Origin of the sequence: Coleofasciculus sp. (assembly GCF_046565525.1) — a bacterium.
In the GTDB taxonomy this organism is placed as follows: domain Bacteria; phylum Cyanobacteriota; class Cyanobacteriia; order Cyanobacteriales; family Coleofasciculaceae; genus Coleofasciculus.
In genome coordinates this window covers 1-18,465 of sequence record NZ_JBKHUP010000132.1, presented here as the reverse complement: position 1 = coordinate 18,465, position 18,465 = coordinate 1, and the positions used below count along the sequence as shown (strand labels likewise).

Below are 18,465 nucleotides of genomic sequence, written 5' to 3'. Positions count from 1 at the left end.
GCAGCCGTGGGACACACGGTCAAGATGCTTTGTGAGGGTAAACACATCGGTGTCCCTGAGAAGAAAGAATCCTCACGTCTAAAGGGCTGAGGAGTGTCAAAATTGATAAAGGGTAGTAAAGTACCAAAACCAAGAAAAATGGAAGTTTTAGAGATTAAACGCGAAGTTGAAACCTTGTCCGATCGCCTGGGAAAAACCCAGGACTATCTTTGACATCCCTGCCCTAACTGCCAAAATTAAAGACTTAGAGCAACAAGCGGCTCAACCGGATTTTTGGGATGACCAAACCTTCGCTCAGCGAACCCTGCAAAAGCTGAATGACCTGAAATTGAATCTCCAGCAGTACCATCAGTGGAAAAGTAATCTAGAGGATGCAAAAGCAGTTCTGGAATTGCTGGAACTCGAAACCGATGAAGCACTACTGCAAGAAGCCCAAACCAATGTAGTTAAGCTGAATCGCGAACTTGACCGTTGGGAACTAGAACAGCTACTATCGGGTCCCTATGATGCCAATGGTGCTGTACTGGCGATTAATGCTGGGGCTGGCGGAACGGATGCCCAAGATTGGGCAGAAATGCTGCTGCGAATGTACACCCGTTGGGCAGAAAACCAAGGGTATAAGGTGCAGTTGGCAGAACTCTCAGAAGGGGATGAAGCTGGAATTAAGTCAGCTACTTTGGAAATTCAGGGACTCCGCGCCTATGGCTATTTGAAAGCGGAGAAAGGAACTCACCGACTGGTGCGAATTTCTCCCTTTAACGCCAACGGTAAGCGGCAAACCAGTTTTGCAGGCGTTGAAGTCATGCCCATGCTAGACGAAGGTGTAAACCTAGATATTCCCGAAACGGATTTAGAGATTACCACCTCTCGTTCTGGGGGTAAGGGCGGTCAAAATGTCAACAAAGTGGAAACCGCCGTTCGGGTTGTGCATGTTCCCACAGGACTTGCCGTGCGCTGTACCCAGGAGCGATCGCAACTGCAAAACAAGGAAAAAGCCCTCGCCCTCCTGAAAGCCAAGCTATTGGTGATTGCTCAAGAACAACGCGCCCAGGAAATTGCCCAAATCCGAGGCGATATAGTTGAAGCCGCTTGGGGAAACCAAATTCGCAATTATGTCTTCCACCCTTACCAGTTGGTGAAAGACTTACGGACGAATGTGGAAACCACAGGCGTTGATGATGTCATGAATGGGACTCTTGATCCCTTCATCGAAGCCTACCTGCGTCAGGAAAATCAATTGACCTAATCAGTTTGGGATGGGGAAGATGGGTGTGGGGTGTGGGGTATCGGGGCGGGTTTAATGATTATCGTTTTTTGATCATCTAGATGTGACTAAACCCGCCCTGACCAAATTTGGCAAATTACGAATGGCAATTTGTTACATTATGTAAATAAAGGCGATAAAATAGTTTTTAGCGTCAAATCAAAATTACTAATGAGTCAACCCTCGACACCCTCGGATACAGCGAAGTCCCCTTTTGCTGAACAGCCAACAGCAAACGCCGCCTTCAATGAACCTAAACCCAGTTACGTGAAATTAGCGATGCGTAACATGGTGAGTAAAGGAGGCAAATCCCTACAGCACTTTTTTCTAACCACTGTGGGTCTATTAGCTGTGCTAATTGGTTTAGCTTACCTGACTCGTTAACGTTCCCATAGCTTACCTCACAAGAGAGGCGGCACGAGTGAATATCGAACTAATAGTGCAGGATTGTTTCTTTGAAGCCTCCCAGTCAGCGACTCTGGAAGCCAATTTCCTCACGAACCCCATTTCCACTTCCACTTGGGAACATTGGTTCAGCCAATGGCTTGAAACACTGCAACTGCACCCAGATAGTCCGCCAGCCTTGGGGTATGAACTGACACTACGCCTGAGTAACGACGCAGAAATTCAGGCACTTAATTCTCAGTTCCGCCACAAAAATCAACCCACTGACGTACTCTCCTTCGCCGCATTAGAGGTAGACTCGCCTCAGATACCTCCAGACATGCAAGCGGCTGAATCAGTCTACCTGGGAGATATCGTCATTTCAGTGGAAACCGCTTATCGCCAAGCTCAACAACAGGGTCATCCCTTAGAAGTAGAGCTGGCTTGGTTAGCAACCCATGGGTTGTTACATCTTTTAGGGTGGGATCATCCGGATGAGGAAAGCTTGCTGCGAATGCTAAACCAGCAACAGGCTTTACTCCAGATTGTCAACTTGACGTTACCCGTATAATGACACTGGATTCAGTGTCAGTTCATCACTAGCAATGGAATTCAATCCCCATGGTTTATCACAATACTCATTCTGCTAACTCTCAATACCTGGTTCCCAGCTCCCGGTCGATAGTGCAGGATCTGTCACTCCCCAAACCGCCAAAGCCTGAGTCTAATCATAGATTCAAACGAGACTTGGCTTGGTGCATTGCCCCAACCCTATTAGTCAGTTTTAAATATGCTTGGGCGGGAGTGCGCTATGCCTTTGTTACCCAACGGAACTTTCGCATTCATACCCTGATTGGCATCGTGGCAATTAGCTTGGCTATTTTGTTAGACTTGACGCCTGTGGAAATAGCCGTGATTGGCTTGACCAGTGGGCTAGTGATGACCCTGGAATTGCTCAATACAGCAATTGAGGCGGTTGTGGACTTAACCGTTAAACAGTCCTATCATGAGCTAGCAAAAGTAGCTAAAGACTGTGCAGCAGGTGCTGTTCTCATCTCCGCGATCGCAGCCCTACTCGTGGCTGGCTCCCTACTCTTGCCTCCCTTAATGACTCGTATCCTTTTACTGATACGTTAAGCTATTTTTTTAACCTAAATTACAGTGTAACGTTTTGTCGTGGTTAGGGTGAGTTCAAAAGGAGTGTAAATTTTGATTATTGTCATTGATAACTACGACAGTTTTACCTATAACCTGGTGCAGTATCTCGGTGAACTAGGATTCAAATTGCCCATTGCTGCTGATATTCAGGTTTACCGCAATGACCAAATTGACCTAGAGCAACTGCGCCAGTTAAACCCTGATGGGATAGTTATTTCCCCAGGACCCGGACGCCCGGATGATGCTGGAATCTCCTGTGAGTTAATTCACCAGCTTGGTGCAACTGTACCCATCTTAGGCGTTTGTCTGGGTCATCAAAGTATAGGTCAAGTCTTTGGCGGAAAAATTATCTGTGCCCCCCTGTTGATGCATGGTAAAACTTCGGAAATTTACCACACCGGAGTAGGTGTTTTCCAGAATCTGCCCAATCCCTTTGTCGCCACTCGATATCACAGCCTAGTGATTGACAAAGAAAGCTGTCCAGAGGTACTGGAAATTACGGCTTGGGTGGAGGATGGGACAATTATGGGGGTGAGACACCGGAACTATCCCCATCTCCAGGGCGTCCAATTTCATCCAGAGAGTGTTTTGACCGATTGTGGCAAACAGTTATTGCAAAATTTTCTAGTATCTCTTCCAGCATCGACTCAAAACCCTATGGTTCTAGCTTAAGTATTAGGAGTAGTGATTAACTAACAATGAAACGGCGACAGTTGATGCGCTACGTGGGTGCAGGAGTGTTTAGCACTTTGGGAACGACATTGGCTGCACAATTCCAGTCGGCTGGGGCACAGTCGGCTAATGGAAGGTTGACAGTTCAGTGGTTAGGACATACCTGCTTTTTGTTTACAGGCGAGGGGATGCGGATTCTGGTTAATCCGTTTCGGACAGTCGGGTGTACAGCAGGTTATCGTCCACCGAAAGTGGAATCTGATTTGGTTTTAATTAGCTCTCAGTTGTTGGACGAAGGTGCGGCTGAGGGATTGCCAGGAAATCCGCGTATCCTATTTCAACCGGGAGTTTATCAGATCGGGGGTATTCGATTCCAAGGGATTAGTATTCCTCATGATCGAGAAGGTGGACGCCGATTAGGGAATAATGTGGCATGGCAATGGGAGCAAAGTGGGATTAAACTTCTGCATTTAGGTGGGGCGGCTGCACCTATTGAAATTGAGCAGAAAATCCTCATGGGGCGTCCTGATGTGGTATTTGTGCCTGTTGGCGGCAGTATCAAAGCGTATAATCCTCAAGAGGCTAAACAAGCGATCGGTGTGTTAAATCCGAAAATGGTAGTCCCGACTCATTTCCGTACCCAAGCAGCGGATGAAACCTGTCAGGGGGACTATGGGATTGGCTCCGTGGATGAGTTTTTAACTGTGATGGAGGGAATGCCCGTAAGTCGGATAAACAGCGATATGCTGACGTTGAAATTCTCAGATTTACCCCAGAATCGTTCGATGATTAAAGTGTTGAGTTATCGATTTTAAGGGAGATAAGGGGGATCTGAATTAAAAACCCCGCCCTTGAGACAGGCGGGGTAGTTTATTAGTTGGATACCTTCTGTTCAACTACCCCAAATTACTCCGTTGAGCCTTGAGGCGTCACTCCCATCTACAGTTAACGAGTTGCCAATCCAACTTCCGTAGCTGAGCGATACAACATCGAAAGCTGACGATTTTTGAGAACTCGTTGCTGCTTGCTCATCCGAGAACGAGCTTTCTCTTGACTGGTAACTAAAGTGGGTGCTTTTTCTGGCGCAACACCATTATTAGCAACAGTCCCTGGTGTTTGATAACGAACGCCGCGATATTGCAGGTTGACTCGCGGTTGTAACACTGGCGGATTTTTTAAATTGCGGAATCGCCAGTCCCAACCCCGATATTTACCACCAGATCCCGATTCGACAGTTTCTACCGTAGGGGGATTGTAATCGTATTTGATGCCGCGATAATTAAGTTTCATGGTCTTCGCCTCGTAATGCAACTGTAGTGATATGAGGCGCGTTCCTTCGGGAGTTGTCCCTACTTCCGTCCCTCTAATCATCTTTCACGGTTAATTGATTAATGGCTAGAGAGATGAACGATTTATTTGTTCTGTATCTATTGTTACTGTTTTTCGAGAAAATGTCAACTCTTTAACAAAACTTTACCTTTTGAGGGTTTCCTGAGGTGATTGTCTGAGTCCACAATTTTCAGTATCAGACGCTAAGGTGATTGGTATGAGTGATCAAAGTAAAGGGTTCAAGGTTGTTGCCGATAATCGGCAAGCACGTTTCCGCTATGAGATTTTAGAGTCTTACGAAGCGGGCGTTGAGTTAAAAGGAACAGAAGTTAAGTCTATCCGCGAGGGTCGGGTCAATTTGCGCGATGGGTATGCCCTAATTCGCAATGGTGAGGCTTGGCTGCTGAACGTACATGTTTCGCCGTACCAAAGTAGCAGCCTCTACTTCAATCACGACCCGCTTCGCACCCGTAAACTGTTGCTGCACAAGCAGGAAATCAGCAAACTTGTAGGCAAAGTAGAACAACAAGGGTTAACCATAGTGCCGTTAAAAATGTATTTGAAGCGAGGCTTGGTGAAAGTGAGCCTGGGTTTGTGTAAAGGGAAAAAATTGCACGACAAGCGCGAGACAATTAAGCGGCGTCAGGATGAGCGTGAAATGGCGCGAGTTGTTCAGCGCTATTAAATATACCCACAGATGAAAAGGATGTCTGTGCTTCCCGACAAGGGCGGGTGCGAAATAGACAGAAAGTGATTGGTGATTGGTAAAACCCACCCCAACTAATCAGTTCCCCCGCACTTGCGGAATCAAAGAGGCTATCGCCCTAACTGTTCCCGAACCAAGTCTCGGTTGCGTTGTGCTTGTTCGTAGTTGGGATCAAGTTCAATGGCACGCTCAAAGGCTGTGAGAGCCTCTTCATAGCGCTGCAAAAGAAACAGGGTTACGCCGCGATTTTGCCAAACTCTCGCATGTTGATCGTCGATTTCCAAGGCGCGATCATGAGAAGTTAAGGCATCCTCGTACCGCCCCAGTTGTCCTAAAGCCACACCTCGATTATCCCAGGCTGCCAAATCCTGAGGATTGATCTCCAAAGCGTTGTCGAAAGATCCTACTGCATCTTCATATCGTTCTAGTTCTGTCATCAGCAGCGTACCTCGGTTATACCAGACTGACGCATCATTGGAATTAATGGCGATCGCGTTGTCGCAAGCCTCCAGTGCTTCCTCGCCTGTGAGTTCATAACAGCGATCAAACCAGTAATCAAAGTCATTCACCTCTTGCACCCATAATTGTGTGGCTGGGATCACGGATTTAGAGTTGAGTTGGGACACCCTGGCGGCTATCGAGGGCGGGGATGATTGAGCCAAAATCGCTGTTGTTGTCAAGAGTAAACTCAAAGAAAAATAGTTCATGGCATTATATAAGGTTAGGATTACCACGTCACTCGCCCATCTAACTGCTGGAGTAGATGAGATCCGACACCTGGAACCTGGTCAAGGTCAGCTAATGACGTGAATGGCTTTTGCGATCGCGCGGCAATAATTCGCTCAGCCAGTTTGGGTCCAACTCCAGGTAGAGTTTCCAGTTCCTCCTGAGTGGCTGTGTTGAGGTTGACTATCCCACTAAAAGTTGGGGCGTTCGGATCGTTTGCCTGAGTAATCTCGTCACAGGATTGTAGCTGGTTCTGAATCCTTTGCTGAACCGCCACCGGGACACCCAGTATGGCATTCGTGTAGAGACGTTCAAATTCACGTTCAAAATGAGCGGCGACTAGAGGACTATCAATCACCAAAACCGTCTCGTCGTTTTGGTGATTGGCTGATGCTGACCAATTATGAGACCCTGTAATCACTGTTTTCCCGTCTACCACGCCAAACTTATGATGTAACAGATCGCCTGATGGGAGTTTAGGGATACCAACTGTGGCAATCGGATCTTGCCAAGGACGATTACCCGCTTCATAGCGACACTCATTACTCAGCGCCACACCTAATAAATCTAGTCCTTCGCTGTAGTAGCGATAGGCAAAACCTGGATCGATTAACGCTTTAACTTGGACACCCTTTTCATCTGAAGTTTGTAACTGATCTGCCAGTCGCTGTTCAGAAAAGACAAACAATGCCAGATTAATGGTTTGGGCGGCACTTTGCAGGGTTTGCTCAATGAAACCGTTACTGCTTTGACTCCAGGGTTGAGTTGGTGACGTGGGCGAAAAGTTGACAGTCACAGTGGTATCTCCGAGAGTAACCTGCCTTGGAGGGCGTTGTGACTTTTTGACGCCAAACTGACTATCGGCTTTGCCACCAGGTCCATCTCCCCACATTTGGTTAAATTCTTCGGTAAAATAATTCGCCAATTCAACACTTTCAATTTTGACGAGATTATTGGCATTGCCACGACTTTCCGGTGCTTGAAAGTCACCATGAATGTCGCTGGTGGTAAAGTTAGCGGAGGTAATTATCACCTTGTATCCATCCACAATGACAAACTTGTGGTGCATCAAGCCGCTACCTTGAGAGCCATCGGCTGTATCGTCTAGGATAGGAACGCCAGCATTTCGTAAAATAACCAAAGCATCTCGTTGATTAATTTCACTCGGGGTCAGCTTGCCATCGTTATCACTGTCAATTAACCGTAAATTCTCTTGGGCGCGGTTGCGTTCCCGAGGTGGCAGTTTAGCTAGATCTTCGGCTGGGATTTCACTCCAAGAGAGGTTATAGGTATTTTCTAGGATCACCCTGACTCTAACCCCCGCTTGATGTCGTTGAACCAGAGCTTGAGCAATTTGCGGCAAGCGCAACTCTTGGACAGCAACATCAATAGTGGATTGAGCCGTCGCGATCGCTTCGACAATAATCTGCTCTAAATTATCGCCCGGTCGAGTCACTGAGCGATAGGGTTCTTTGTAGGTTGTCGAGGGGGAATGGTTAAAGTAGACCTGAACAAAGGGGTCTTGGGGTAAGGGAGGCGGACGGTGAACTTGAGGTTGAGGAGGTTGACAAGCGGACAGAGTTAATACAATGAGCCAGATGATACCTTGATGCCAGTAGGATTGAGTCATTGAATTTCTATTAGATTCACTTATTGCTTTGATTATTTTTTATCACCTAGGTCAACATAAACCAAGTAGGCTGTCAATGGGAATTGATCCCTTGAGACAAGCCGGAGAAGCTAGGAAAGTATAAGATATATGGGACTCTGAGCCATCGGACTAAAACGGCTGATCTGGGTTTTTCTGATTCAGTTTGAAATAAGGTTCAAGGATTTGTCCCTATTGAACTAACATAAAAATACAACGAACAACTTAAATCTCGTTTTCCACAACCTGAATGGGGGAAATCACTATCAGGAAGATAACATGGTCACGTCTAGGGTTTGAACCCATCCCACCGTTTTATGTCGAGACGAAAAAAGACATTTCCGTGCGGTCATAAGGGGTATGGTCAAACCTGCCACCGATGTGAGCAAGACAACAAGGCACGGGAAGCTAAAAAGCAACAAAAGCAAGAATGGGAGTCTACTTTTGACAATGATCCCATTGACTTAAAGGATTTGCCCACCCATGTGGTGGTCAAAGCCCGTGTGATTATCGCTGGCTTGGAAGAACAAAAGAACTACCGAGAATTTGGCGGCAAGCGACTACGCCACAATCGCTGGATCGTCAGTATCCCGGTTACCCGCAACTACCGGATGATTTGTCATGACTACGGGAGTTTGTTGGTTCCCTACGCTGTCTTGTCTCACGAGGACTACAATGTGGATAAACCCGGTGAATAGAGGGATGAAATAGTTTTGAGTTGTTTCTGTTCAATGACTAATGACCAATGACCAAAACGTCAGACTTTGGGCACAGAATAAGCAGTCCTCAGAGCTATATGCTGAAACTATAGCCCGTCGCCGAGTGAAAAAGGCTGAACACTATGCAAATTTATCTCGATTACAGCGCCACGACACCCCCCCGCCCAGAAGCGATCGCGGCGATGCAAGGGGTATTGACTCAGCAGTGGGGTAATCCCTCTAGCTTACATGAGTGGGGACAACGGTCTGCTACTGTCGTGGAACAGTCGAGAATGCAAGTGGCTGGCTTAATTAATGCGCCAGCCGAGGCTTTGATTTTTACCTCCGGTGGCACAGAGGCAGATAATCTAGCCATTATGGGGATTGCCCAAAACTACAGAACGCCCAAGCATATTGTGATTTCTAGCGTGGAACATTCCGCGATCGCTCAACCTGTGCGCTGGTTGGAAACTTGGGGATGGCAGGTGACACGATTACCTGTAGATAAACAGGGACGAGTAAATCCCCGCGACTTGGAAGACGCCCTACAACCAAATACGGTATTAGTATCTGTAATTTATGGTCAAAGTGAAGTGGGGACTCTCCAACCCATTGAAACACTAGGGCAAATTGCCCGGAATCATGGCATACTGTTCCATACCGATGCGGTACAGGTGGCGGGACGGTTGCCTATTGATGTGCGACAGTTGCCGGTGGATTTGCTGTCAATTTCAAGTCACAAGATTTATGGACCTCAAGGAGTGGGGGCGCTGTATGTAAGTCCTAATGTTGAATTAGTGCCACTATTGTGGGGTGGGGGACAAGAAATGCAACAGCGTTCAGGGACACAGGCTGTTCCCGCGATCGCGGGATTTGGTATCGCCGCCGAATTGGCAACAGCCGAACTGTCAACGGAAACACCTCGGTTAATTCGGTTGCGCGATCGCTTGTTTAATCAATTCAGCGACATCCCTTATTTAAAACCAACAGGTTCGCGACGACACCGCTTACCTCATCATGTTAGTTTTTGCTTAACTAATATCCCAGCATCCCGATTAAAGGGAGTGACCGGTAAAACGATGGTGCGTCAGCTTAATTTGGCAGGGATAGGCATTAGTGCGGGTTCTGCCTGTGATAGTGGTAAACTCAATCCTAGTCCGATCTTATTGGCAATGGGCTACAGTGAGTCAGAGGCATTAAGAGGCATTCGCTTGACGTTGGGGCGACAAACCACAGAAGCTGATGTAGATTGGACAGCGATGGTACTCAAGCAAGTTCTCGCCCGGTTATTGCCAGAACCTGTATTATTGAACGTTTGACCCAAGCAAGGCAGTCCAATAAGCTCTAATTTAACTTTTTCTCCTCCAGCGTCCCTTTTACCTCTTCCCTACTGCTAATATAATTTGCTATGCTAAACGAAGTTGCTGGTGTAGCTCAGTGGTAGAGCAGCTGATTTGTAATCAGCCGGTCGCAAGTTCAAATCTTGTCACCAGCTTAGTGTAATTACTGACTTTTCCTGGATGTGGATAGGTTGGTGTGGATAAGAGGCTTGCACGCAGGTAGGCAAGTGCGTTCATCAGACTTCCCCCGCTGACCCTGTTGATGGGTGAAACGCTGATTCAACTTGAACATAAATTTCGTGGTAAAATGTGTATCTATACTGAATAGACCAAAATACTGATCGGTCAAAAGTATTCAGTAGTGTTTCAGATCCTGTTTTTCAGATACAAGTAAGTAAACTATAGATGGATATCAAACTGATTTTAGTGGTCTTAACCATTCTTTTTACCGTATCCGCTCTCATTTTTGGCACCAAGAACGGTTTCTACGATTCAGACAACTATCACGGCAACGGTTCAGCCCACTAAGCTAGGATAAGCTAGCCCAGATATTTGCTACATCTTATTGATGAAGTAGCATACTGATTATATACCGTCAATACACTCGCCCGAGAGAATCAGGTTATTCTAAGATTTAACCGAAAAGATAAGGGTGGCAAGTTTATATACTGACTCTTACGAGTACAGTGTGGGGAACCCATCGCCAAATAAGCTAAAAGACGAATAAGGTTTAGAAGCATTGTTGATGTAGTTATGGTTCTTCAAGTGAGTTGGTTGTTAAGCAACTGTCACAGCATAGAACCGTCTTCTCAAAGTTCATGAGCAATCAACGCCCAGTGACATCCTCTGCTGAGGATGATCAATTAGCCTGTTTTGCCTACGGTGTTGGTCATGGTGCAGAAGGAGTTTGTTTGCTGGTGCAAATGGGACCCCACCGCATCCTACTCGATTGTGGGTTAGAAGACATTTCGCCTCTGAAAGCCCAAGCTAACTTGCCTGCGGATGTGGTTTTATGTAGCCACGCCCATAGCGATCATGCCAAGGGGTTGCTAGCACTGCACCAAGCCTTTCCACAATTGCCAATTTACGCCAGTGAAGTCACAACTCAACTGTTACCCCTGAACTGGACTTATTTACCTCCAAAGGAGATTCCCGGATTCTGCCAAGCACTTCCTTGGCGATCGCCGATTGAATTTCGAGAAGGATTAAGTGTGCAGTTATTTCCTGCTGGACATCTACCGGGAGCAACGGCATTTTTATTAACCTATACAAGTCCAAATCGCACCTACCGACTTCTGTATACGGGAGACTTTTTTATTTCAAATTCACGGTTGGTCGAAGGATTGTCAATTGAATCATTACGAGGTACAAACCTAGATGTCTTGATTATTGAAGGGAGTTATGGTACTGCGCGACACCCCCATCGACGCCAACAAGAGAATCAACTTGTCGAACGCATTGATCAAGCATTGGCAGCAAATCGTTCTATTTTGCTGCCAGTACCCACCTTGGGTTTGGGTCAAGAAATCTTGATGCTGCTGCGGAGTCATCACCAGTTTACTGGACGCAATCTGGATATTTGGGTAGATGGTACGGTTGCCAAAGGATGCGATGCTTACTTAGAGCTCCTACCTCACCTCCCCCCATCAGTACAAAACTTTGCTCGCCATCAACCCTTATTTTGGGATGAACGGGTGAAACCGCGTGTGCGTCGCGTAGATGAGCAGCAACGAGGTGCGATCGCGCGGGTCACCAGCATCGTTCTAACTGATGAAACGGCTGACTTGAGGGTTTACTGTCATCCTAACCCCACCTCTTGGACAGTGCTGCGACCTGAACGCCTGAGATATCCGCCTCCAACCACCGACTTGAGTGCTACAGATGTAGAAACTTATCTGTTAACCGAGCATAGCGATTGTTTAGGAACCACTCAGTTAATCCATAATCTTCGTCCTCAGCATATTATTTTTGTTCATGGCTCTCCCACCTACCTGGCTGACTTAACGGGATTAGAAGAGTTACAAAACCGCTACCATCTCCATACACCATCATCAGGAACTCTGATTGAACTGCCAATTGGAGAGACATTTATACAACCGGCACCACCACCAGAAACCAATTACGAAGGAGAGCTAACGGAGCTGGGTACGGTGGTGACTATTACATTACCAGAAGCAATTGCGGCTGATCCCCGCTGGCAAGATTTTGCCGATACAGGTTTAGTGGAAGCTCGTTGGCAAGGAGAAGAACTGGTATTACGCGGCTTGTCCCAACGTGAACTGCTCAATCAAAGCAGTTCGGTGAAGATGCCTGCTAATATTGAGTGTTGTGCTAATTGCCGTCATCAACGGGGTCAGCGCTGTTGGAATGCTGCCTCTCCCCTCTACTCGTTTAAAGTGACACCGGAGGGATATTGTCCAGTTTTTGAACCGATTACACCTCCACCAGAAACTTAGTCATACCCAGTTGCAGTCAAAGAGGTAATCTGTCATGGCTCCCAAAACCCTTCACCACCTTCGAGGGAACCTGATTTGTAGGGGCGGGTTTTACTATCAACCTTTGTTTTTTGCCACCCGGATGTGACTAAACCCGCCTTTAGAAATGACAAATGACACCTAATTTTTTAGTCTTGATTGGACTCAGGAAAACGCGGATGAATTTGTTCTGCTTCTGGACAATCGTCAGACACTAGTGGTTCAAAATTTCCGCGCGTCACAGAAGCAAGTTTTTGAGTAACTGAACCGATGCTTTCTAAGCGAACCATTTCCTCCCAGGAGCAAATTTCGTCTTCTTCATCAGTTTCATAGCGGATTGTCACTAAATCCCCTTCAATATCGACAATATGAGCGCGTTCAATCCAACGTTGCTGATCCCGCAAGAAAATACAGACCTCACGACCATCGCAACAAAGTTGATAAATCTTGCGGTGTAGCATATTTGGCTTCTCCTTAGCAGATAACTCTTCCAACACATCTGGGAGCAAGTCGCTCCAGTTTTTAGAATAATTCAGGGACAGTTTTTATCCAAGCTTGGCTTCGGATAGCTTGACTCAATTTTCCCTCATCAACTGCTCCCATCCCTACTATTGTCATATTTCCCAGTCAATGCTTAAAAGCTTAACTGGCATTTAACCGGAATTTGGAGCATGAATGCAGGGTGTTTTTCACTAGACAAAAAAACCTTAAGATCTTTAACGGAATTGGGACAAGATGGGCTATAATTCGGCTCAAGGTAAAGGTGGAGAGCAATTTTACCTGTGAGCAAATAACAGATATTCGAGGGATTGACATTGGTAAAAGGCAAGACCAAGGAGAGTAAACCCAAGGAGGGGAAACCATGTATTTCGCCATTGAGATTAGCGCACTTTGATCCAGGTCGTACATCCTGGCTGATAGGTATTTTGTATTAGACAGTGACATCATCTTACACTGACCCTAGGAATACAGTGCAAGCTTCCCTTAGCGTCACTTTTTGGCGACGCTTTTGGCATTTTACAGTCAGGAACATGGAAGAACCCATTTTATGAGCGACTCAACCTTGTAGAAGTTTGAGTTTCTGAAGCTTCATCTGACCAAGTTGCTGTAGTCTTACAACCTCAGTAGAGCTTGAGTCATCGACTGAAAGACGAGCGTTGTTCCTAACCTCGATTGTTATCACTAACAACACTATCAGTATAGCGTATACTTGATAATTGGCTATCCATTCCTACCATGTAGACGGGTAGGGAACTAGAGCCAATTAGGTTAAACTGGCGATTCATCCCGACGCTGGCATAAAAGTACGGCGCGGGATGAATCGCCAAATCTAGTTAAATCCAGATTTGTGTGAACCGACGACTCCCGTAACGGGCATCCAGCCTAGCCAATTCCAAAACTTGCCCTGAAACGTGAGTTCAAACCCTTGGTTACTGATCACTCTTGTACTGAATCCCTGTTGAAGTTGGGGGTTTACACTCCTGTTATCGCGCTTTGCCTGTGCAGATCAGGAAATGACAGAAACCGGTTATCATGAGCCTCCCGCTCAATTTTACCAGACTTCACCGCCTCATAAAGGACAGTCAAAGCCTCAAGATCTGCTGTTTGATAACCTTTTATTTCCAGAATTTGCCGGATTAGCCCCTCGGAAGCAACGCTGAGGCAGCCTGTTTTCAGAGCGGATTGGACAAGAGTGCGAAGAATCATAGTAACCAAGCATTTGTAATCATAGGGGTATCCCTAACACTATCCAATATCTCCCTGTTGAAGACATTGACAAGTGTCAGTTGCTTGGTGTGATTCTCAGCTCAATCTAGAGTGATATGTGTCACTCTAAAACGAACTAATCGCCTGTAGGCACTCCTGAACCCTAAAATTACAACAATTGCTTATGTACTATACTAAAGGCTTTTTGTTAAGAATTTGTAAAAATAGGACAGTTTTTTTGACAAGAGTTTGTTAAAGTTATTCGTGCCGCTAACTCCAGCCGCTCAACTATTAAGGAAATCAAAAGACAGATGTTTGCGATCGCCCTGAAACAGGAGCAATACTCAACCTATATCCTCACTGCCCAAGACTCCCAGTCTCGGTTGGAAGTCGTTCCCGAACGCGGTGGTCTGATTTCTCACTGGAGTCTTCAAGGTCAGGACATCCTCTACTTTGATGCCGAACGGTTTCGAGACCCGACATTGAGCGTGCGGGGGGGGATTCCGATTCTCTTTCCCATCTGCGGCAATTTACCGAACAATACCTACACCCACCAAGACAAACAATATCAGCTCAAACAGCATGGTTTCGCCCGCGATTTACCCTGGCTGGTTACAGAACGAGTGACGAATGACTTGGCTAGCCTAACCCTAGTCCTCAATAGTAACGACCAAACTCGCGCTGTTTATCCCTTCGACTGGCAACTCAACTTCACGTACCAACTGCAGGGCAATACCTTGACGCTTCACCAGCGCTATACCAATCAGTCTCCAGAGGTGATGCCCTTTTCCACAGGAGTGCATCCGTACTTCTTAACTTCAGATAAAACCAAGCTGCAGTTTGAGATTCCGGCGGCGGCGTATCAGGATCAGCAAACCGGACAAGTTTACCCCTTCACGGGCGGCTTTGATTGGAGTGAGGATGAAATTGACGTAGCCTTTCGGCAAATCACGGGTAAATCGGCAACGGTGATCGATCAGCAACGGCGGTTAAAACTCACCTTGACCTACGGTGAACCCTATTCAACTCTCGTCTTCTGGACGGTTAAGGGCAAAGACTATTACTGTTTGGAACCCTGGAGCGCTCCCCGCAATGGATTAAACACAGGAAAAAATATCACCAAGTTGTCTCCTGGAGAGAGTTTGGAGACTTCGGTGCAACTCAGCGCCACTTTTTTTTGAAAAACCCTCTACATTTTTGGTGATTTCTGCTATTGTAGAAAACGGCGCTTGAAAACGCTTACAAGTGTGGGTCGCTAGCTCAGCGGTAGAGCACTCGGCTTTTAACCGATTGGTCTTGGGTTCGAATCCCAGGCGACCCATATTTCAGTATCCATTTTTTCATAAACGGAAACTATGGAGTTCATCAAGAAGCCTAATGTTAGAATCTTGACCAGATAATTTCCTATAAACTGAAAAATATCTTAAGATTATTCTAAGAATTAAGTTTCTAGATACGACTAGCTGACAAAACACCTAAAGTTAGGAGGACTTTTTTATGGCGCTCGTACCCATGCGGCTGCTTTTGGATCATGCGGCAGAGAATGGCTATGGCATTCCAGCATATAACGTAAACAACATGGAGCAGATCCTGGCGATTATGGAGGCTGCTGATGAAGCTGATAGTCCCGTGATTTTACAAGCCTCTCGCGGCGCTCGCAAGTATGCAGGTGAACTCTTCCTGCGCCACTTAGTCATGGCTGCAGTGGAAACCTACCCCCATATTCCTATTGCCATGCACCAAGACCATGGTAATGGTCCAGCGACTTGCTACTCAGCTATCCGCAATGGTTTCACCAGTGTGATGATGGACGGTTCCCTGGAAGAAGATGCCAAAACTCCAGCTAGCTTCGAGTACAACGTCAATGTAACGGCTGAAGTGGTAAAAGTTGCTCACTCTGTCGGTGTCAGCGTTGAAGGGGAACTAGGTTGTCTCGGTTCTTTGGAAACGGGTATGGGTGAAAAGGAAGATGGTCACGGTGCGGAAGGTAAGCTATCTCGCGAACAGTTGTTGACTGACCCGGATCAAGCCGTTGAGTTTGTTGAGCGCACTCAAGTTGATGCTCTAGCCGTAGCAATTGGCACAAGTCACGGTGCTTACAAGTTTACCCGTAAGCCTACGGGTGAAATTCTTGCCATCAGCCGGATTGAGGAAATTCATAGCCGTCTACCCAATACCCATTTGGTGATGCACGGTTCCTCCTCTGTACCCCAAGAGTGGCTGGACATGATCAACCAATATGGTGGTGCAATTCCTGAAACTTACGGTGTGCCTGTAGAAGAGATTCAAAAAGGCATTAAGAGTGGTGTCCGTAAGGTTAACATTGATACCGACAATCGTTTGGCAATCACCGCAGCAATTCGCGAAGCGGCTGCCAAAGATCCTAAGAACTTCGATCCGCGCCATTTCATGAAGCCTTCTATTAAGTACATGAAGCAGGTTTGCTCAGATCGTTATCAGCAATTCGGTACGGCGGGTAATGCTAGCAAGATCAAGCAAATGACTTTGGATGAGTTTGCGGCTAAGTATGCCAAGGGCGAGTTAAGTGCTGTTACCAAGGAAACTGTAAAGGCTTAATCGTTGACCGGGTAACACCCATTTATAGCGAATCCCCCGTTAACAGGCGGGGGATTTTGTTGGTGTCTGAAGATCAGCTTACTCCTTTAGCGCTCTAAAAATACCTAAACCTTCGATAGCAGAGGGAGCAGGGTTTGTAGGGGCGGGTTTAACAGATAAGTTTCTGTTGATGTCGGATAGCTTGACTAAACCCGCCCTTTTAGGGGAAACAGGAGAAGAGCAAAATAAGAAATTTTCTACCGGGAAGGGAGTAATCGCAGGATGGAGTATTATGCGATCGCGTCATCAGGATTAGTTGTCCTGTGAATACACAGTCCGTTCATCTTGTCAAGGGTGACTCAATTAAACGCCCCAAATGCTTCAAGATTCTCAACACTTCATAGAGATTGTTACGATAAGCTAGGTCACGCCAGTAGGGTGTGTTAGCGAAGCGTAACGCACCTTAACTTAACTGTTAGGGTAAGGATATTATTTTCCAGCTTTTAGCCAAGCAAATACCTGAGTGACGGTTAGATTTAAATCCAAAAATTCAGGTACCTGTAAGAGATCATCACCTGTCATCTCTAGGGGTTGTTGTCCCGGCAAGAATACCAGAATTAACCGCTCATCCGGGTCAATAAACCATCCTAACTGAGTACCGTGTCTTAGGCAATGGAGGATATTTCTGATTACCTTTGTGGCATTCTGATCAGGGGAGAGAATTTCAATTGTCCAATCGGGAGAAAGCGCGAATACATTTTCTATTTCACCGTTAGCATCAATAGGTATTCGTTGCCATTGAAATATAGTAACATCAGGAACAATTGAACGCCCGCCAAAGGTGCAACGCAGTTCAGGAAAAGCGAGGGCAATTTGCGACTCTTCAGCGACGTGATTTATCCTATTGCACAGTTGAAACTGTAGGCGAGAGTGTTTGCCTTGAGGCATTGGTTTTTGGTAGATGCGACCATTAATAAATTCACTGGCAGGTTTTGTCTCTGGCAGGTTTAGGAATTCGGCTAAGGTAATGGTTTGATCTAGGGTAGTTGTCATCGTTGTGTGATCTCCTCCTTCTAGAACACCGGTCTAGTAATCCCAGCTATAACGCAAAACGGTCATTCTGGCGCTCATTCTGAACGAAAAATCAGGCTCTTTACTATTAGTGGACTGGCGATCTAGGTTAATGCCAGTGTTTCTTGTACTTGACAGAATGCTGTAATATCGTCTCCAAGAGATTGTCTGAGGTAATAAGCGGAACGGCTTAAAAGAAAAGAAATATATCAATAGTTTCAGTTTTGGAAATTGCCACAATTTCAATAGGATTGCTATCTTGCGAAAGACGCTTCATTGTTGCCAATATGGGTGAATAGCTAAAGCGAACCAACTTAGGATAGACGGGAATAAAAGGTAGGTTTTCTTTGCTGAATCGAACGGCTAATGTCCGGGCTAGGGGAAATATATCATCATCATAGATATTAATGTCTAGGAACTTAATTAGCTTTTTCAAGATTTCTGCATTTTCTATCTCACCCAAAGCTGCTGCTGCTTTCCTTCTCACATCACTATCGGAATCATTGAGGGCAGCAATTAAACCCTCGACAGCTTGAGTATTGTCTATCTTAGCCAAAGCTGCTGCTGCTTTCCTTCTCACGTCACTATCGGAATCATTGAGGGCAGCGATTAAACCCTCGACAGCTTGAGTATTGCCTATCTTAGCCAAAGCTACTGCTGCTTCCCTTCTCACGTTACTATCGGAATCATTGAGGACAGCAATTAAACCCTCGACAGCTTGAGTATCCCCTA

Annotated in this window: 21 protein-coding genes, 2 tRNA genes and 1 riboswitch; of the genes, 16 read left to right on the top strand and 7 right to left on the bottom strand. The window is 46.2% G+C overall.

Features of this window, described 5'->3' with window-relative positions; genetic code table 11:
- Positions 1–138: 138 nt before the first annotated feature.
- From prfB to ACLGGO_RS30960, 6 genes are all read left to right on the top strand, one after another.
- Positions 139–1,246, top strand: a protein-coding gene (gene prfB / locus ACLGGO_RS30985; protein WP_446422183.1) for a peptide chain release factor 2 whose coding sequence is annotated in 2 segments (ribosomal slippage) — positions 139–210 and positions 212–1,246 — 1,107 coding nt in all. Because the reading frame shifts where the segments join, the coding sequence is not laid out codon by codon here.
- A 189-nt stretch (positions 1,247–1,435) separates the two neighbouring features.
- On the top strand, positions 1,436–1,648 hold the full coding sequence (locus ACLGGO_RS30980; RefSeq protein ID WP_446334912.1) for a DUF3285 domain-containing protein: 213 nt from the start codon (positions 1,436–1,438) through the stop codon (positions 1,646–1,648).
- 37 nt (positions 1,649–1,685) lie between these two features.
- Positions 1,686–2,219 carry an rRNA maturation RNase YbeY gene (gene ybeY, locus ACLGGO_RS30975; RefSeq protein ID WP_446422182.1) on the top strand — a complete coding sequence of 178 codons (534 nt, stop codon included), beginning with the start codon at positions 1,686–1,688 and terminating at the stop codon, positions 2,217–2,219.
- Between the two features lie 50 nt (positions 2,220–2,269).
- Entirely contained in the window at positions 2,270–2,785 is a 516-nt protein-coding gene (locus ACLGGO_RS30970) for a diacylglycerol kinase (protein ID WP_446422181.1), read from the top strand.
- A gap of 72 nt (positions 2,786–2,857) precedes the next feature.
- Positions 2,858–3,478, top strand: coding sequence for an anthranilate synthase component II (locus ACLGGO_RS30965; protein WP_446334909.1), 621 nt, complete (start codon positions 2,858–2,860; stop codon positions 3,476–3,478).
- A gap of 26 nt (positions 3,479–3,504) precedes the next feature.
- On the top strand, positions 3,505–4,293 hold the full coding sequence (locus tag ACLGGO_RS30960; RefSeq protein ID WP_446422180.1) for an MBL fold metallo-hydrolase: 789 nt from the start codon (positions 3,505–3,507) through the stop codon (positions 4,291–4,293).
- Between the two features lie 130 nt (positions 4,294–4,423).
- Here the strand turns inward: ACLGGO_RS30960 and ACLGGO_RS30955 are convergent, their stop codons facing one another.
- The gene (locus ACLGGO_RS30955) at positions 4,424–4,768 is read right to left on the bottom strand and encodes a DUF4278 domain-containing protein (RefSeq protein ID WP_446334907.1); all 345 of its coding nucleotides are present in this window, start codon (positions 4,766–4,768) and stop codon (positions 4,424–4,426) included.
- A gap of 35 nt (positions 4,769–4,803) precedes the next feature.
- Positions 4,804–4,890, bottom strand: a riboswitch (Glutamine riboswitch).
- 134 nt (positions 4,891–5,024) lie between these two features.
- On the opposite strand from ACLGGO_RS30955, the gene smpB reads away from it, so the two are divergent.
- Positions 5,025–5,492 (top strand): SsrA-binding protein SmpB, encoded by a 468-nt coding sequence (smpB, locus tag ACLGGO_RS30950; protein ID WP_446422179.1) that lies wholly within the window; start codon positions 5,025–5,027, stop codon positions 5,490–5,492.
- A 131-nt stretch (positions 5,493–5,623) separates the two neighbouring features.
- Here smpB and ACLGGO_RS30945 read toward each other — a convergent pair whose 3' ends face one another.
- Positions 5,624–6,220 (bottom strand): tetratricopeptide repeat protein, encoded by a 597-nt coding sequence (locus ACLGGO_RS30945; RefSeq protein ID WP_446422178.1) that lies wholly within the window; start codon positions 6,218–6,220, stop codon positions 5,624–5,626.
- Between the two features lie 20 nt (positions 6,221–6,240).
- Complete coding sequence (locus ACLGGO_RS30940) at positions 6,241–7,869, bottom strand: phospholipase D-like domain-containing protein (protein WP_446422177.1); 1,629 nt, start codon at positions 7,867–7,869, stop codon at positions 6,241–6,243.
- A 335-nt stretch (positions 7,870–8,204) separates the two neighbouring features.
- Between ACLGGO_RS30940 and ACLGGO_RS30935 the strand changes: the two genes are divergently transcribed.
- The 4 genes from ACLGGO_RS30935 to ACLGGO_RS30920 all read left to right on the top strand — a co-directional run bounded on the left by ACLGGO_RS30935 (position 8,205) and on the right by ACLGGO_RS30920 (position 12,381).
- On the top strand, positions 8,205–8,585 hold the full coding sequence (locus ACLGGO_RS30935) for a DUF7682 family zinc-binding protein (RefSeq protein WP_446366007.1): 381 nt from the start codon (positions 8,205–8,207) through the stop codon (positions 8,583–8,585).
- A gap of 143 nt (positions 8,586–8,728) precedes the next feature.
- Positions 8,729–9,904 (top strand): cysteine desulfurase family protein, encoded by a 1,176-nt coding sequence (locus tag ACLGGO_RS30930; protein WP_446422176.1) that lies wholly within the window; start codon positions 8,729–8,731, stop codon positions 9,902–9,904.
- 104 nt (positions 9,905–10,008) lie between these two features.
- Positions 10,009–10,080 (top strand) — tRNA-Thr (locus ACLGGO_RS30925).
- 663 nt (positions 10,081–10,743) lie between these two features.
- Positions 10,744–12,381 (top strand): MBL fold metallo-hydrolase, encoded by a 1,638-nt coding sequence (locus ACLGGO_RS30920; protein ID WP_446422175.1) that lies wholly within the window; start codon positions 10,744–10,746, stop codon positions 12,379–12,381.
- Positions 12,382–12,548: 167 nt separating this feature from the next.
- Here ACLGGO_RS30920 and ACLGGO_RS30915 read toward each other — a convergent pair whose 3' ends face one another.
- Positions 12,549–12,860: a DUF6679 family protein gene (locus ACLGGO_RS30915; protein ID WP_446334900.1), complete on the bottom strand. Its 312-nt coding sequence runs from the start codon at positions 12,858–12,860 to the stop codon at positions 12,549–12,551.
- Positions 12,861–13,562: 702 nt separating this feature from the next.
- Positions 13,563–13,727, bottom strand: coding sequence for a hypothetical protein (locus tag ACLGGO_RS30910; protein ID WP_446334899.1), 165 nt, complete (start codon positions 13,725–13,727; stop codon positions 13,563–13,565).
- Between the two features lie 186 nt (positions 13,728–13,913).
- Here ACLGGO_RS30910 and ACLGGO_RS30905 point away from each other — a divergent pair, with 186 nt between their 5' ends.
- From ACLGGO_RS30905 to ACLGGO_RS30885, 5 genes are all read left to right on the top strand, one after another.
- Positions 13,914–14,060 (top strand): hypothetical protein, encoded by a 147-nt coding sequence (locus tag ACLGGO_RS30905; protein ID WP_446422174.1) that lies wholly within the window; start codon positions 13,914–13,916, stop codon positions 14,058–14,060.
- Between the two features lie 357 nt (positions 14,061–14,417).
- On the top strand, positions 14,418–15,287 hold the full coding sequence (locus ACLGGO_RS30900) for an aldose epimerase family protein (protein WP_446422173.1): 870 nt from the start codon (positions 14,418–14,420) through the stop codon (positions 15,285–15,287).
- Positions 15,288–15,355: 68 nt separating this feature from the next.
- Positions 15,356–15,427 (top strand) — tRNA-Lys (locus ACLGGO_RS30895).
- A gap of 176 nt (positions 15,428–15,603) precedes the next feature.
- A complete protein-coding gene (gene fba, locus ACLGGO_RS30890) occupies positions 15,604–16,683 on the top strand; it encodes a class II fructose-bisphosphate aldolase (RefSeq protein WP_446422172.1) in 1,080 nt (359 codons plus the stop codon).
- A gap of 169 nt (positions 16,684–16,852) precedes the next feature.
- Entirely contained in the window at positions 16,853–16,978 is a 126-nt protein-coding gene (locus ACLGGO_RS30885; RefSeq protein ID WP_446422171.1) for a hypothetical protein, read from the top strand.
- A gap of 173 nt (positions 16,979–17,151) precedes the next feature.
- Here the strand turns inward: ACLGGO_RS30885 and ACLGGO_RS30880 are convergent, their stop codons facing one another.
- Together ACLGGO_RS30880 and ACLGGO_RS30875 are read right to left on the bottom strand one after the other, a co-directional pair.
- A complete protein-coding gene (locus ACLGGO_RS30880; RefSeq protein WP_446422170.1) occupies positions 17,152–17,715 on the bottom strand; it encodes a Uma2 family endonuclease in 564 nt (187 codons plus the stop codon).
- Positions 17,716–17,923: 208 nt separating this feature from the next.
- The coding region (locus tag ACLGGO_RS30875; protein ID WP_446422169.1) for a HEAT repeat domain-containing protein at positions 17,924–18,465 on the bottom strand (542 nt) is incomplete at its 5' end.